Below are 14,685 nucleotides of genomic sequence, written 5' to 3' on the forward strand. Positions count from 1 at the left end.
TCAGCGTGCGCCGGCGGCGCCCTGGGCGCGCGCCTGGGATTTTTCCTTGTGTTTCACCAACTGGCGATCGAGCTTGTCGGCGAGGGCGTCGATGGCGGCGTACATGTCGCCGTCCATTGCTTCGGCATGCAGGTCGGCACCGGCAGCATGCAGGGTACAGGCAGCTTGTTGGCGTTCCTTCTCCACGGAGAGCGTGACTTGCACGGTGGTGATGTTGTCGTAATGACGTTCGAGGCGCGCGAGTTTCTCTTGGACATAGTCACGCAGGGCGTCGGTCAATTCCACATGATGGCCGGTGAGGTTGACTTGCATGACACGCTCCTTGCTCCTGGGATTGTGCCTCGATTGTAACCCTTTTTGGAGTCGAGCAAACCCCCTGTGTAAAGCGCCTTTCGCGCCCCGGTTCGGGAGGTCAGCGAAGGCGCTTGCGTTGGCTCGAGGACGGGATGTTCATCGCTTCGCGATACTTGGCCACGGTGCGTCGCGCCACTTCGATGCCTTCCTCGGCGAGCAGGGTGACGAGCTTGTTGTCGGAGAGCGGTTTGCGGGCCGGTTCCTCCTGGATGAGCTTGCGGATCCGGGCGCGGATGGCGGTGCTGGAATGGGCGTCGTCGCCACCGCCGACATGACTGGAGAAGAAGTACTTGAGCTCGAACACGCCGCGCGGCGTGTGGATGTATTTCTGGGTGGTCACCCGCGAGATGGTCGATTCGTGCATTTCCACGGCCTGGGCGATATCGGCCAGGATCAGCGGCTTCATGGCCTCCTCGCCGTGTTCCAGGAAATCCAGCTGGCGGACCATGATCTCGTGGCCGACCCGCAGCAGGGTGTCGTTGCGGCTGGACAGGCTCTTGAGCAACCAGCGCGCTTCCTGCAGGTGATCCTTGAGAAACTGGTTGTCCTGGCTCTTGTCGGCGCGCCGGATCAGGGCGGCGTAGTCGGGCTGAATGCGCAGTCTCGGCATGGCCTCGGGGTTGAGCTCGACCTGCCAGCCCTGTTCGTCGCGCCGGGCGATGAGATCGGGGATGACATAGTCGTCGCTGCCGCTGGCGAAGGTGCTGCCCGGGCGTGGATCGAGTCCTCTGATCAGGGAGATCACTTCGTCGAGGGCTTCGTCGTCCAGGCCGAGGCGCCGTTTCAGCAGGCGTCGGTCATCACCGGCCAGGGCCTCGAGAAACTGGCGGGCCAGGCGCCGGGCCTGTGGAAGCCAGGGGGTGTCCTGGGGCAGGGCGGCGAGTTGCAGCATCAGGCATTCCCGCAGGTCGCGAGCGAAGACGCCGGTGGGTTCGAATTGCTGTACGCGCAGCAGTACGGCTTCGACCTCGCGGCTGGACGGTCCCTCCAGCCCTTGGTCGCGCAGGCCCTCGCGGATGTCGTCCAGGGGCTGGTCCAGGTAGCCGTCGTCGTTCACCGCATCGATCAGGCTTTCGGCGATACGCGAGGCACGTTCCTCGAGGCCGCTCATGGCCAACTGCCAGGCCAGGTGACCCTGCAGGCTCTGGCCGGCTGCCTGGCGTTCGAAATCGGGGGCCTCGCCGCTGCCCGAGCCGCTCAGGCTTCCCAGGCCGGCGTCCTGATAGGTGTCGGACCAGTCGCTGTCGACGGTCAGTTCATCGGGAATCTCGCTGGCCCAGTCGTCCTCGGCCGTCTCGCCGACCGCCAGCTCGCCGAAGTCCTCGTCGAGCTCCAGCATGGGGTTGGATTCCAGGGCCTGCTGGACTTCCTGGCGCAGGTCGAGGGTGGAAAGCTGCAGCAGGGCAATGGCCTGCTGCAGCTGAGGTGTCATAGTGAGCTGGGTGCCGAGCCGCAGTTGCAGGGAAGCCTTCATGGCCATAGGAAAAGAGATCCGCTCAACGTGCGAGAAAACCCCACCCTAGTCCGCTGTCGCGGCGCATGCAAGCCCTTGTTCAAGCAATTATCATGCCATTGGCAATTTTCGTGCCTTGGCGATAAAGCATTCCTTATATCAGCTTGTTGTGATCAGACAGACTGGGGAAAGATGGGTGAGGGGCGCCATGCCGGACAGTGACCGGCATGGATCAGAGTCGGAAGTCCTGTCCCAGATAGACATCGCGCACCTGCTGGTTGGCGAGGATCGCCTCGGCGTTGCCCTCGGCGATGATCTGGCCGTCGCCGACGATGTAGGCGCCGTCGCAGATATCGAGGGTCTCGCGGACGTTGTGGTCGGTGATCAGCACGCCGATGCCGCGGGCCTTGAGCTGGCGGATGATACCCTTGATTTCGCCGACGGAAATGGGATCCACGCCCGCGAAGGGTTCGTCCAGGAGAATGAAGTCGGGTTCGGTGGCCAGGGCGCGGGCGATTTCCACTCGACGACGTTCGCCACCGGACAGGCTCATGCCGGCGTTGTTGCGGATGTGAGTGATGTGGAAGTCTTCCAGCAGCGATTCCAGTTGGGCGCGACGGCCGGCTCGATCGAGATCCTTGCGGGTCTCGAGGATGGCCATGATGTTGTCGGCCACGCTGAGCTTGCGAAAGATCGAGGCTTCCTGAGGCAGGTAGCCGATGCCGGCGCGGGCGCGCTCGTGCATGGCGGCGCCGGACAGGTCCCGGTCACCGATGGCGACTTGCCCGGCATCGGCACGAACCAGCCCCACGATCATGTAGAAGGACGTGGTCTTGCCGGCCCCGTTGGGGCCGAGCAGGCCGATGATGCGGCCCTGATCGATCTCCAGGCTGATGTCGTGGACCACGCGGCGGCCCTTGTAGCTCTTTGCCAGGTGGCGTGCATGGAGTGTCTTCATTGAGAATCCTGCTTCTCGGGCTCCAGGGTCATGCGTACTCGCTGGTTGCCTTCGACGCCCTCGGCGGCAGAGCGTGCCTGGACGACGCGGCGGTCGAGGAAGTATTCCAGATAGCCACCGTTGAAGGTGTCGCCGCCCCGGTGCAGTTCGGCCTGGTCGATGAGCTCCATGCGGCGCTCGGCGACGTGGTAGACGATGCGCTGCCCCCAGCCGCGTACCACGGATTCGTCGGGAGCGGGTTGCTGTTCGATGTAGGCGCGCTGGCCGGTGGCAATGGCCTGGGACAGCTGGCCGGCGTCGTTGCGGCGGATTTCCACCCGTGCGCCGGTCAGCAGCATGCTGCCCTGCTGAATGCGCACGTTGCCCTGGTAGACGGCGGTGCCGGCCCGGTCGTCGAGGTCCAGGCGATCGGCCTCGACCTGGATCGGCGCGCTGGCGTCGCCCTCGAGTGCCTGTGCCTGGGAGGTGACGAGCGTCAGCATGGCCAGTGTCAGGCCCAGTAGGGCGGCGAGAGTCGGTCGCGTCATGGCTCGGGGTCCTCGTCGGTTGCCGGCGGATGGTGGCCGCGGACATTGTCGGTCAGTCGGGCGCGATTGTCATGAAGCCAGGCGTCGAAACGCTCGCCCTGCATCGACTGGGGCGGCTGACTCAGCGTGGCCGGCGTTTCGCTCCAGGCGTGGCCGGTGTCGGCATCGTAGTGCAGCTCCTGGGTGGTCAGTTGCCAGTGTTCTTCGGGCGCTTCGAGCCGCACGTCGCCGCTGAGTATCAGGGGATTGCCGCCCGTTTCCAGGCGCCCCCGCTCGGCGCGGGCGGTCCAGTGCCGGCCTCCGTCGTCGCGCAGCTTCACGTTCGGGCTTTCCAGGCGCGTGACGTCGTCGATGGGGGTGTGCACCAGGCGTGGGGTGATGAGCCGTTGGTGCGGATAGCCTTCGGCATCGAAGCGCGTCGCCTCGACGTCTTCCAGGTAATAGTCCGGCTCGCCAGCGGCATCCTGGGGCACCGGGCCCGGGGTGCCGTCGTTGCGCGAGTCGAGCAGGGCCAGGCCGCCGCCGAGAACCAGCAGCAGCAAAAAGAGCCAGGTACGAAAACCGGGGCGCGGCAGTTGCATGGGGTCAGGCCCGATCGTTCAAGTAGCTATCGAGTATGGCATCCCATTGCCCCTGGGCCTGCAGCAGGGCATCGCAGATCTCGCGCACGGCGCCGTGCCCGCCGGGGCGTTCGGTGACCCAGTCGGCGTGTTGGCGGATATAACTCGGCGCACCGGGCACGCTGATGCCGACGCCGGACTGATGGATGGCGGCGAGGTCGGGCATGTCGTCGCCGCAATAGGCGACCTGGTCGAGCTCGATGCCGAGCCGTTCGCAGAGCTGGCGCAGTACGGGAAGCTTGTGCGAGATGCCCTGGTGCAGATGGGCAATGCCGAGTGCACTGGCGCGCCGGCTGACCATCGGCGAGTCGCGTCCCGTGATCAATGCCACTTCGATGCCGGCAGCCTGCACCAGCTTGATGCCGTGACCGTCCAGGGTATGGAAGGCCTTGATTTCGTCGCCGTCGGTCTGGAAATAGAGCCGTCCGTCGCTGAGCACGCCGTCCACATCCAGTGCCAGCAGGCGCACCTGCCGCAAGCGATCGATCAGGTGAGGGGCGGGTGAGGGGGCATCGTGACGCATGGCAACTCCTTGGATTCAGATCACGCCGCTGGCCAGCAGGTCGTGCATGTGCAGGGCGCCGACCGGGTGGCCTTCATCGTCCACCACGGCCAGTGCGGTGATGCGGTTGTCTTCCATGATGCGCACGGCTTCGGCGGCCAGGGTGTCGGGCGAGATGCGCTTGCCCGGTGCGGTCATGACGTCATCGACCTTGAGCCCGCTCAGGTCGGCATGCTGATCGAGGGTGCGCCGCAGGTCGCCATCGGTGTAGACGCCGACCAGGCGGTCATCGGGATCGACGACACAGGTGAAACCGAGTCCCTGGCGGGTGATCTCCAGCAGGGCATCGCGCAGTGGGCTGCCGGATGCCACCCTGGGCAGGCGATCGCCCTGATGCATGAGATCCGAGACGCGCAGCAGCAACCGCTTGCCCAGGCTGCCGCCGGGGTGGGAGAGGGCGAAGTCCTCGGCGGTGAAGCCCCGTGACTCGAGCAGGGCCACGGCCAGGGCGTCGCCGAGCGCCAGGGCGGCGGTGGTCGATGACGTGGGCGCCAGGTCGAGCGGGCAGGCCTCGCGCTCGACACCGGCGTAGAGATGGGCGTCGGCGTGGCGCCCCAGGGTGGAGGCGGGGCGTCCGGTCATGCTGATCAACGGCGTGCCCAGGCGCTTGAGCAGCGGCAACAGGGCAGTGACCTCGGCGGTTTCGCCCGAGTGCGACAGCGCCAGGACCACATCGCCCGGCGTGATCATGCCGAGATCGCCGTGGCTGGCCTCGCCGGGATGCACGAAGAAGGCCGGCGTGCCGGTGCTGGCCAGGGTGGCGGCGATCTTGCCGCCGATGTGGCCGGACTTGCCCATGCCGGTGACCACGACCCGGCCCGAGCAGGCCAGGATGAGTTCGCAGGCGCGCTCGAAGCCTTCGTCGATATGCTCGATCAAGGCGCCGATGGCCTGCTGTTCCAGCGTCAGGGTGCGGATGGCACTGGCACGCAGCTGGCTGGAAGAAGAGGTAGCGTCAGTCATAGGGGGATTGTTGCCCGTCGTGGGGTTTCACTCAAGGATCAGGTGCCGGCGGTGGCCTGGCCGCTGCCGAGCCAGACCAGGTAGGCGAGGTAGGAAAGCGTCAGCAAGGCACCCGGCAGGCGTTTGATCTTTCCGTGGCGTTGCCATAGCAGCAGCATGCCCAGTGCCAGGGTCATCAGCAGCATCACCGGGTAGTCGCGTTCGGCCGCGGCCGGGTCGGTGGCGGCCGGGCGTATCAGCGCCGGTATGGGAAGCACGGCGAGCATGTTGAACAGGTTCGAGCCAATGACGTTGCCGATGGCCAGGTCATGGTGGCGCTTCAGGGCGCTGGCCACACAGGCGGCGAGCTCGGGCAGGCTGGTGCCGATGGCGACGATGGTCAGGCCGATCACCAGCTCGCTGATGCCGAAGGCGCGGGCCAGTTCGCTGGCCCCCCAGACCAGGGCTCGGGAGCTGGCCACCATCACGATCAGGGTCAGCGTGAGCCAGGCCAGGGCGCGCAGCAGGGACATGTCGGGAATCTCGGCGTCGGCATCCGCCACCCCGGGCGTATCGGCGCGAAACAGCCACCAGAGGCTGAAGATCAGCAGAAGAATCAGCAGCAGGCCGTCGGGGCGATCGAGCTGGCTGTTGGCCAGGGCGTAACCGGCCAGCCCCGTGGCGCCGAGCAGCAGCGGCAGTTCCTTGCGCACGATGGAAAAGCGCACGGGGATCGGCACGACCATGGCGGTCACGCCCAGTACCAAACCGATGTTGGCGATGTTCGAGCCCAGGGCATTGCCGGTGGCGAGATTGGGAGCGCCATCCAGTGAAGCCATGAGCGAGACGACGATTTCGGGAGCCGAGGTGCCGATGGAGACGATGGTCATGCCGACCAGCATGGTACTCATGCCGGCGCGACAGGCCGTGGCAGCGGCGGCACCGACGAAGCGGTCGGCGCTCCATAGCAGGCCGACGAGACCGAGCAGCACGAGAAGAATGGGAATCAGCATGGCAAGCGAGCAATCCGTGGCACAAAAGGGGCCTATTGAACATGCTGGACCATAGCGGTGCAAGCCGAGGGTCACTGTGCTGGCGTGGCGCGACCTGGTTAGGATACGATGTTCGATAATTATTCTTGGGAAAGCGAACGGATGAGCGACTCCCCCTTTGTTGAAGTGGAGGGCCTGCATTACTCCCGCGGCGAGACGTCGATTTTCCGTGGCGTCGACATGGCGATACCGCGCGGGAAGATCACCGCCATCATGGGCCCTAGCGGTACCGGCAAGACGACCCTGCTCAAGTTGATCGGGGGACAGCTCGTGCCGGATGCCGGGCATGTGCGTATCGCCGGAGAGGACGTGCATGCGCTGTCGCGCAAGGCGCTGTTCAGGCTGCGTCGGCGCATGGGCATGCTGTTCCAGAGCGGCGCGCTGTTCTCGGATCTCGATGTGTACGAGAACGTGGCTTTCCCGCTGCGCGTGCATACCGATCTCCCCGAGTCGATGATCCGCGACCTGGTGCTGCTGAAGCTGCAGGCGGTCGGACTGCGCGGCGCCCGCAAGCTGACGCCTGCCGAGCTGTCCGGTGGTATGGCACGTCGGGTTGCCCTGGCGCGCGCCATTGCCCTGGACCCGGAGCTGATCCTCTATGATGAGCCCTTCGTCGGCCAGGACCCGATTTCCATGGGGGTGCTGGTGCAGTTGATCCGCCGGCTCAACGATGCCCTCGGGCTGACCGCCGTGGTGGTCTCCCATGACATCAAGGAGACACTGTCCATCGCCGACTATGTCTATGTGATCTCCGATGGCCAGGTCATGGCCCGCGGGGCGCCGTCCGAACTCGATGTGGACCGTGACCCTCGGGTGCGGCAGTTTATCCACGGCGAAGCCGATGGGCCGGTGCCGTTCCATTACCCGGCCCGCGACTTCCATGCCGACCTGCTGGGTGAGGGAGGACCACGATGATCGAGCGCATTGCGCGACTGGGGCGCTGGGGATGCAACACTCTGGAGAGCCTCGGGGACGCCGGCATCTTCCTGGTCCAGTCGATGTTCGGCAAACCCTCGGCGGAGGGCATGCGGCTGTGGCTGCGCCAGATGCACTTCGTCGGTGTGATGTCGCTGGCCATCGTGCTGGTGTCGGGACTGTTCATCGGCATGGTGCTGGCGCTGCAGGGCTATACCATCCTGGTCGATTTCGGTGCCGAGGATGCCCTGGGGCAGATGGTGGCCCTGTCGTTGCTGCGCGAGCTGGCGCCGGTGGTCGCGGCCCTGCTGTTCGCCGGTCGCGCGGGCTCGGCGTTGACCGCCGAGATCGGCCTGATGAAGGCCACCGAGCAGCTCACCAGCATGGAGATGATCGGCGTCGACCCCTTGCGTCGCGTGGTGGCGCCGCGCCTCTGGGCCGGGTTCGTGGCATTGCCGCTGTTGACCATCGGCTTTGGCGTGGTCGGCGTCTGGGGTGGCCAGCTGGTGGGTGTACAGTGGCTCGGCGTCTTCGAGGGATCCTATTGGGGCAACATGCAGGCAAGCGTCGACTTCATCGCCGATGTCGGCAACGGCCTGATCAAGAGTCTGGTATTCGCCCTGGTGGTGACCTGGATCGCGGTGTATCAGGGGTATGCCCTGGTGCCGACCTCGGAAGGAATCTCCCGGGCCACGACACGTACGGTGGTCTATGCGTCCCTGGCGGTGCTGGGGCTGGATTTCATTCTGACCGCGGTAATGTTCGGAGGCCTATCCTGATGTTCGGAGACACGCAATGAAGCGTAGCAAGATGATGGAGCTGGGGGTCGGGCTGTTCATGCTGGCCGGCATCCTCGGGCTGGTATTTCTCGGCCTGAGGGTCAGCGGTCTCAGCCTCGAGCGCCCCACAAGCAGTTTCGAGCTGGAAGCCAACTTCGCCAACATCGGTGGCCTGAAGCCGCGGGCTCGAGTCACCATGGCCGGTGTCACCGTGGGTCGCGTGCGGAGCATCGAACTGGATACCGACTGGTACGATGCGCATGTGGTCATGGAACTCGATGGCAGTCTCGAGGGTACTCTTCCCGAGGACAGCACTGCCGCGATCCTGACTTCCGGGCTTCTGGGAGAGCAATACATCGGGCTCTCGGTGGGAGGTGCCCCCGAGACCCTGGGCGACGGTGACCGCATTCGCGACACCCAGTCCGCCCTGGTGCTGGAGGAGCTCATCCAGCAGTTCGTGTCCAACATGGCCAAGGAGTGACGATGATGAAATCGATTTCCCCGTTGGTTCGGCTGAATGCCGGCCTGCTGCTCCTCATTCTGCTGACGGCGGCCCTGCCGGCCCAGGCGCAGGATGTCGAGCATCCCGAGGCGTTGATACGCGATAGCGTCGAGGCGCTGATGTCGCAGATCGAAGGGCGCAGGGACTATTTCGCCCAGAATCCCGACGAGCTCGAGGCGGTCGTCGAGGACAATCTGGCCGACGTAGCCGATTTTCGCTATATCGGTGCCAGCGTGATGGGGCGCTATTTCGGCAATGCGACGCCCCAGCAGCGTTCGCGCTTCGTCAAGGTCTTCCGTCAGTCCTTGATCGACACCTATGCCAAGGGGCTGGTCACCTTCGACTATCGCGAGATCCGTGTGCCGGAGACGCAAAAGGCATCGCGCTACGATGACCAGGCCAGTGTGGCCATGGAGGTCGTCGGGGTCGATGGCACCATCTATCCGGTCAGCTACACGATGCGACTCGACGATGGTCAGTGGAAGGTCGTCAACGTGATCGTCAATGGCATCAATCTCGGCCTGACGTTCCGCAATCAGTTCGACGAGGCCATGCGCCAGCACAATCGCGACTATGACGCAGTGATCGATGGCTGGTCGCCACAGCTCGACGTGGAAGAGCTGGAGGAAGGCGAGTGAGCGTCCTGCTCGAGGATGGCGCCAATCGCCTGGAGGCTGCCGACGACACCCTGACGGTGGTCGGCAGCGCCGATTTCGAAGGGGCCTCCGCCCTGGCCGAGGCCGGTCGTCGCTGGCTCGAGGGGCGTGGCCGGGGCGAGCGGGTGACCTTCGACATGAGCGGCGTCGATCGCGTCAGCAGCGCCGCCGTCAGCGTGCTGCTCGAGTGGTTGCGTCAGGCTCGCCGCACGGGGCTGGAGGTCGCCGAGGTGCGCCTCTCGGCCCCTCTGGCACGCCTGACCGATGTCGCCGATCTGGACAGCCTGCTGCCTGTCGTCGCGCCGGCCGAGGCCGGTGCCTGACGCTTTCCCCGCCTGCCATCGCCAAGCGCCGCGCTTTTCTTTACCATGTCGAATCTGCCTTTTGCTGATCATCAAGGTGTTCAGTGCGAACCCCATGATGCCGAACTAACAGACAAGCGAGGATTCGATGCATCCCAGTGAGGTCAAGGCGCTGCTCGAGAGCCGACTCGACGATTGCGAATTTCATATCCAGGGCGAGGGCTGTGACTTCCAGGTGGTCGCCGTGGGCGAGGTCTTCGAGGGGCTGTCGCGGGTCAAGCGCCAGCAACTGATCTATGGCGCCCTGTCGGAGGAAATCGCTTCCGGCGCATTGCACGCGGTGACTATCCGTACCTATACCCCGCAACAGTGGCAAGATGCCGCCGAGAACAAGGGGGCCTGAGGGTCGACCCAATCATGGACAAGCTGATCATTACCGGTAACGGACCCGTCGATGGCGAGGTCTGGGCAAGCGGTGCCAAGAACGCCGCCTTGCCGATACTCTGTGCGACCCTGCTGGCCGAGGAGCCGGTAACCATCGGGAACCTGCCGCATCTGCAGGATATCACCACGACCCTGGAACTGCTCGGCCACATGGGCGTGCAGCCGGTAATGGGCGAGCGCATGAGCATCCAGCTCGACGGCTCTCAGGTGCACGACTGTCACGCACCCTATGAGCTGGTCAAGAAGATGCGCGCCTCCATCCTGGTGCTCGGTCCCCTGCTGGCGCATTTCGGCCAGGCCGATGTGTCGCTGCCCGGTGGCTGCGCCATCGGCTCGCGACCGGTCGACCTGCACCTCAGGGGGCTCGAGGCCATGGGCGCCGACATCCGGGTCGAGGGTGGCTATATCCGGGCCCGGGTCGACGGACGCCTGAAGGGGGCGACCATCTTCTTCGATACCGTGACGGTGACCGGTACCGAGAATCTGCTGATGGCCGCCACTCTGGCCGAGGGCACCACGGTGCTCGAGAACGCTGCCCGTGAGCCCGAGGTGGTCGATCTGGCCGAGTGCCTGATCAAGATGGGCGCCAATATCCGTGGCCATGGCTCCGACACCATCGTCATCGAGGGTGTCGAGCGTCTGCACGGAGCGGCTCACGATGTCATGCCCGACCGTATCGAGACGGGCACCTTCCTGGTCGCGGCAGCGCTGTCGAGAGGACGGGTCAGGGTGCGCAACACCCGCGCCGACCTGCTCGAGGCGGTCCTGGCCAAACTGGAAGAAGCCGGTGCCGAGATTACCTCCGGCGACGGCTGGATCGCGCTGGACATGCATGGCCGGCGCCCCAGGGCGGTCAGCGTGCGCACCGCGCCCTATCCGGCCTTTCCCACCGACATGCAGGCCCAGTTCGTGGCGCTGAATGCGGTGGCCGAGGGGACGGCGAGGGTCGTCGAGACGATCTTCGAGAATCGCTTCATGCATGTCCAGGAGCTCAACCGGATGGGCGCCGACATTGCCCTGGAAGGCAATACCGCCGTGATCACCGGCGTCGAAAGCCTGTCCGGTGCACCGGTGATGGCCACCGACCTGCGCGCCTCGGCCTCGCTGGTGATAGTGGCGATGATGGCGGCCGGCGAGACCCTGGTGGATCGTATCTATCATATCGATCGCGGCTACGAGTGCATCGAGGAAAAGCTGCAACTGCTGGGTGCGAAGATTCGACGCGTGCCGGGCTAAGCCGACAACGGGCAATACCATGAGCAAGCAATTGATTCTGGCCCTCTCCAAGGGCCGCATTCTCGACGAGACCCTGCCGCTGCTGGCCGATGCCGGCATCACGCCGGCCGAGGATCTGTCGGCCAGCCGCAAGCTGCTGTTCGACACCAATCTTCCGGACGTCAAGATTGTGGTGATACGCGCCACCGACGTGCCGACCTATGTGCAGCTCGGCGCCGCCGATGTCGGCGTGGCCGGCAAGGACGTGCTGCTGGAGCATGGTGCCGAGGGGCTCTATGAGCCGCTGGACCTGGAAATTGCCCGCTGCAAGTTGATGACGGCCGGCGTCACCGGCGCCGAGCCGGCGCGTGCCCGGCGTCGGGTGGCGACCAAGTTCGTCGAGGTGGCGCGCCGCTATTACGCGGAACAGGGCATCCAGGCTGAAGTGATCAAGCTGTACGGTGCCATGGAGCTGGCTCCACTGATGGATCTGGCCGACGAGATCGTCGATATCGTCGATACCGGCAACACCCTGCGCGCCAATGGCATGGAGCCGCGTGAATTGATCGCGCCGATCAGCACGCGCCTGGTGGTCAACAAGGCGGCCATGACCATGAAGCATGACAGGCTCAAGCCGCTGATACAGCGTTTGCACGAGGCGGTCGCGGTTCGTCGCGAACAGACATCCGCCTGAGCCCCATCTTTCAACCGTTGCGAGAGGACGGAACCGTCATGAGCGAATCACCTGCCGATGGCCTGGACATTGCCCGCCTGGCCACCACGGATGCCGATTTCGAGGCGCGCCTCGACGACCTGCTGGCCTGGGAGGGTGTCTCCGATGCCGAGGTTCAGCAGCGCGTCGACGAGATCCTGGCGGCGGTGAAGCAGCATGGCGACGCCGCCCTGGTGGATTACAGCAATCGCCTCGATCGCCTGTCCGTCGAGAGCATGGCGGAATTGACCCTGGGCCCTGATCGGCTGCGCCAGGCCTACGACAGCCTGCCGGCAATACAGCGCCAGGCGCTGGCCGATGCCGCTGAGCGAATTCGGCGCTACCATGAGCATCAGAAGCCGCAGTCCTGGCAGTACACCGAGGAGGACGGTACCGTGCTGGGGCAGCAGGTGACCCCGCTGGACCGGGCCGGCATCTACGTGCCCGGCGGCAAGGCGGCTTACCCTTCATCGGTGCTGATGAACGCCCTGCCGGCGCATGTCGCCGGCGTCGGCGAGATCGTCATGGTAGTGCCGACGCCGGACGGCGTGCTCAACGACCTGGTGCTGGCCGCCGCCCACCTGGCCGGCGTCGATCATGTGTTCACCATCGGCGGCGCCCAGGCGGTGGCGGCCCTGGCCTACGGCACCGAGAGCGTGCCGCGGGTGGACAAGATCGTCGGGCCCGGCAACATCTATGTGGCTACCGCCAAGCGGGCGGTGTTCGGCCGGGTCGGCATCGACATGATCGCCGGTCCGTCGGAGATCCTGGTCGTCTCCGACGGTCAGACCGATCCTGACTGGCTGGCCATGGATCTCTTCTCCCAGGCCGAGCACGACGAGGATGCCCAGGCCATCCTGGTGAGCTGGGACGCGTCGCATCTGGACGCGGTGGCCGAGTCCATGGCTCGTCAGTTGCCGACCCTGGAGCGTGAGGAGATCGTGCGGGCCTCGCTGGCGGCTCGTGGCGCCTTGATCCAGTGCCGCGACCGGGACGAGGCGCTGGCCCTGATCAATCGCATTGCCCCGGAGCACCTGGAGCTTTCGGTGGCGGAGCCCGAGTCCTGGGTGTCCGGGGTTCGGCATGCCGGCGCCATCTTCATGGGCCGGTATACGGCCGAGGCGCTGGGGGATTATTGCGCCGGGCCGAACCATGTCCTGCCCACCTCCGGTACGGCACGCTTCTCGTCGCCACTGGGGGTCTACGACTTCCAGAAGCGCTCGTCCCTGATTCAGTGCTCGGCAAAGGGCGCGTCCAGCCTGGGGCCGACCGCCTCGGTGCTGGCGCGGGGCGAGTCGTTGACCGCCCATGCGCGCAGTGCCGAGTACCGGATTCGCGACTGAGAGGAAGTGGGGTAGCTGGCTCCGGCAGCATTTTCTCTACCCGATTTTCTCTACCCTTGACGCCCCGCACTGCGGGGCGTTTTTCATTCTTCGTTTTCAGCCTGGGTGGAATCCTGGGGCTCGGAGGGGAAGGGGCGGTTCGGCGTGGGCCGTTCGGCGACTTCGAGAGTGACTTTCATGGTCTTGCCACCGCGCACGATCGTTACCGGCAGCTCGGTACCGGGTGCCACGGCGGCGATGTCGCTCATGGTCTGTCGTGGATCGAGGATCGCCTCGTTATCGACCTTGAGCATGATGTCGCCGGGTTGCAGTCCCGCTTGGGCCGCCGGGCCATTCGGCACGACATTGGCAATGACCACGCCGCTGGGGGCTTCGAGGCCGAAGGACGCGGCCAGTTCGGTATCGAGTTTCTGTGCTTCGATACCCAGCCAGCCCCTTATGACCCGTCCCTTGGTGACGATCTCTTCGAGAATGTTGCTGGCCAGGTTGGCGGGGATGGCGAAACCGATGCCCTGGGATCCCCCCGAACGTGAGAAAATGGCGGTGTTGATACCGATCAGGGAGCCTTCTGGATTGATCAGGGCGCCGCCTGAGTTGCCGGGGTTGATGGCTGCGTCGGTCTGGATGAAGTCCTCGTAGGCGCTGAGGCCCAGATGGCTGCGGCCGGTGGCGCTGATGATGCCCATGGTGACGGTCTGGCCGACCCCGAACGGATTGCCGATGGCCAGCGACACATCGCCGACGGCGACTTCCTGGGAATCGGTGACCTCGATCACCGGCAGATCCTCGAGGTCGATGCGCAGCACTGCCAGGTCGCTTTCCGGGTCGGTGCCCACGACCTCGGCCAGGGTCTCGCGCCCGTCGCGCAGCGCCACCTGGATCTGGTCGGCGCCGCTGATCACGTGGTGATTGGTGAGTACATATCCCTCGTCGCTGACGATGACGCCGGAACCCAGGCTCGAGAGCATGCGTTGGCGACTGGGGGCGTCGTCGCTGAAGAACTGGCGGAAGAAGGGGTCGGACATCAGGGGGTGAGAGTCGCGCTCGACCACCCGCGACGAGTAGATGTTGACCACGGCGGGGGCGGCACGCTCGACCGCCTCGGCATAGCTCACCGGCCCTGCATTGCGGGACATCGGCGCTGCCTGCCGGATATCCGGGGCCGGGCGATCGGTGCTGGGCGTGGTGTTGTCACTCTGGTCGCTGACCTGGACGGTCGAACCGGCCCCGCTGTCGCTATCCTGGCGTCCCAGGAGCTGCGGAAAGGCATTGAGCAGCACGATGGCCGCCAGCACACCGATCAGGACAGGCCAGAGGTAGGGGAGGGCGCGTCGCATGCGGCGAGTTTC

18 protein-coding genes are annotated in these 14,685 nt (G+C 65.4%); 9 read left to right on the plus strand and 9 right to left on the minus strand.

Annotated features, from left to right (window positions below; translation table 11 throughout):
• The 8 genes from hpf to HELO_RS05020 form a co-directional block, all read right to left on the minus strand.
• The gene (gene hpf / locus HELO_RS04985; protein ID WP_013331678.1) at positions 1-312 is read right to left on the minus strand and encodes a ribosome hibernation-promoting factor, HPF/YfiA family; all 312 of its coding nucleotides are present in this window, start codon (positions 310-312) and stop codon (positions 1-3) included.
• Positions 313-412: 100 nt separating this feature from the next.
• Positions 413-1,834 (minus strand): RNA polymerase factor sigma-54, encoded by a 1,422-nt coding sequence (locus HELO_RS04990; protein ID WP_013331679.1) that lies wholly within the window; start codon positions 1,832-1,834, stop codon positions 413-415.
• A gap of 205 nt (positions 1,835-2,039) precedes the next feature.
• Positions 2,040-2,765: an LPS export ABC transporter ATP-binding protein gene (gene lptB / locus HELO_RS04995; RefSeq protein WP_013331680.1), complete on the minus strand. Its 726-nt coding sequence runs from the start codon at positions 2,763-2,765 to the stop codon at positions 2,040-2,042.
• Positions 2,762-3,292 (minus strand): lipopolysaccharide transport periplasmic protein LptA, encoded by a 531-nt coding sequence (gene lptA / locus HELO_RS05000; protein ID WP_013331681.1) that lies wholly within the window; start codon positions 3,290-3,292, stop codon positions 2,762-2,764. Before lptA ends, lptB begins: the two co-directional genes overlap by 4 nt.
• Complete coding sequence (lptC, locus tag HELO_RS05005; RefSeq protein ID WP_013331682.1) at positions 3,289-3,873, minus strand: LPS export ABC transporter periplasmic protein LptC; 585 nt, start codon at positions 3,871-3,873, stop codon at positions 3,289-3,291. The genes lptA and lptC overlap by 4 nt, the downstream gene beginning before the upstream one ends.
• Positions 3,874-3,877: 4 nt before the next feature.
• A complete protein-coding gene (locus tag HELO_RS05010; protein WP_013331683.1) occupies positions 3,878-4,435 on the minus strand; it encodes a KdsC family phosphatase in 558 nt (185 codons plus the stop codon).
• Positions 4,436-4,450: 15 nt separating this feature from the next.
• Entirely contained in the window at positions 4,451-5,437 is a 987-nt protein-coding gene (locus tag HELO_RS05015; protein WP_013331684.1) for a KpsF/GutQ family sugar-phosphate isomerase, read from the minus strand.
• A 38-nt stretch (positions 5,438-5,475) separates the two neighbouring features.
• The gene (locus tag HELO_RS05020) at positions 5,476-6,429 is read right to left on the minus strand and encodes a calcium/sodium antiporter (RefSeq protein WP_041601927.1); all 954 of its coding nucleotides are present in this window, start codon (positions 6,427-6,429) and stop codon (positions 5,476-5,478) included.
• 141 nt (positions 6,430-6,570) lie between these two features.
• On the opposite strand from HELO_RS05020, the gene HELO_RS05025 reads away from it, so the two are divergent.
• The 9 genes from HELO_RS05025 (at position 6,571) to hisD (ending at position 13,336) form a co-directional block, all read left to right on the plus strand.
• Complete coding sequence (locus HELO_RS05025) at positions 6,571-7,383, plus strand: ATP-binding cassette domain-containing protein (protein ID WP_041602414.1); 813 nt, start codon at positions 6,571-6,573, stop codon at positions 7,381-7,383.
• Positions 7,380-8,162 (plus strand): lipid asymmetry maintenance ABC transporter permease subunit MlaE, encoded by a 783-nt coding sequence (gene mlaE / locus HELO_RS05030; RefSeq protein ID WP_013331686.1) that lies wholly within the window; start codon positions 7,380-7,382, stop codon positions 8,160-8,162. The genes HELO_RS05025 and mlaE overlap by 4 nt, the downstream gene beginning before the upstream one ends.
• A 16-nt stretch (positions 8,163-8,178) precedes the next feature.
• Positions 8,179-8,643: an outer membrane lipid asymmetry maintenance protein MlaD gene (mlaD, locus tag HELO_RS05035; protein WP_013331687.1), complete on the plus strand. Its 465-nt coding sequence runs from the start codon at positions 8,179-8,181 to the stop codon at positions 8,641-8,643.
• Between the two features lie 2 nt (positions 8,644-8,645).
• A complete protein-coding gene (locus tag HELO_RS05040; protein WP_013331688.1) occupies positions 8,646-9,302 on the plus strand; it encodes an MlaC/ttg2D family ABC transporter substrate-binding protein in 657 nt (218 codons plus the stop codon).
• The gene (locus HELO_RS05045; RefSeq protein WP_013331689.1) at positions 9,299-9,643 is read left to right on the plus strand and encodes an STAS domain-containing protein; all 345 of its coding nucleotides are present in this window, start codon (positions 9,299-9,301) and stop codon (positions 9,641-9,643) included. The genes HELO_RS05040 and HELO_RS05045 overlap by 4 nt, the downstream gene beginning before the upstream one ends.
• Positions 9,644-9,770: 127 nt before the next feature.
• Positions 9,771-10,025 (plus strand): BolA family protein, encoded by a 255-nt coding sequence (locus HELO_RS05050; RefSeq protein WP_013331690.1) that lies wholly within the window; start codon positions 9,771-9,773, stop codon positions 10,023-10,025.
• Between the two features lie 14 nt (positions 10,026-10,039).
• Entirely contained in the window at positions 10,040-11,302 is a 1,263-nt protein-coding gene (murA, locus tag HELO_RS05055; protein ID WP_013331691.1) for a UDP-N-acetylglucosamine 1-carboxyvinyltransferase, read from the plus strand.
• Between the two features lie 19 nt (positions 11,303-11,321).
• A complete protein-coding gene (hisG, locus tag HELO_RS05060; protein ID WP_013331692.1) occupies positions 11,322-11,975 on the plus strand; it encodes an ATP phosphoribosyltransferase in 654 nt (217 codons plus the stop codon).
• Positions 11,976-12,013: 38 nt separating this feature from the next.
• A complete protein-coding gene (gene hisD / locus HELO_RS05065; RefSeq protein ID WP_013331693.1) occupies positions 12,014-13,336 on the plus strand; it encodes a histidinol dehydrogenase in 1,323 nt (440 codons plus the stop codon).
• Positions 13,337-13,419: 83 nt separating this feature from the next.
• Here the strand turns inward: hisD and HELO_RS05070 are convergent, their stop codons facing one another.
• Entirely contained in the window at positions 13,420-14,673 is a 1,254-nt protein-coding gene (locus HELO_RS05070; RefSeq protein WP_013331694.1) for a Do family serine endopeptidase, read from the minus strand.
• Between the last annotated feature and the right edge of the window lie 12 nt (positions 14,674-14,685).

The sequence above is a fragment of the Halomonas elongata DSM 2581 genome (assembly GCF_000196875.2).
Lineage (GTDB): Bacteria > Pseudomonadota > Gammaproteobacteria > Pseudomonadales > Halomonadaceae > Halomonas > Halomonas elongata.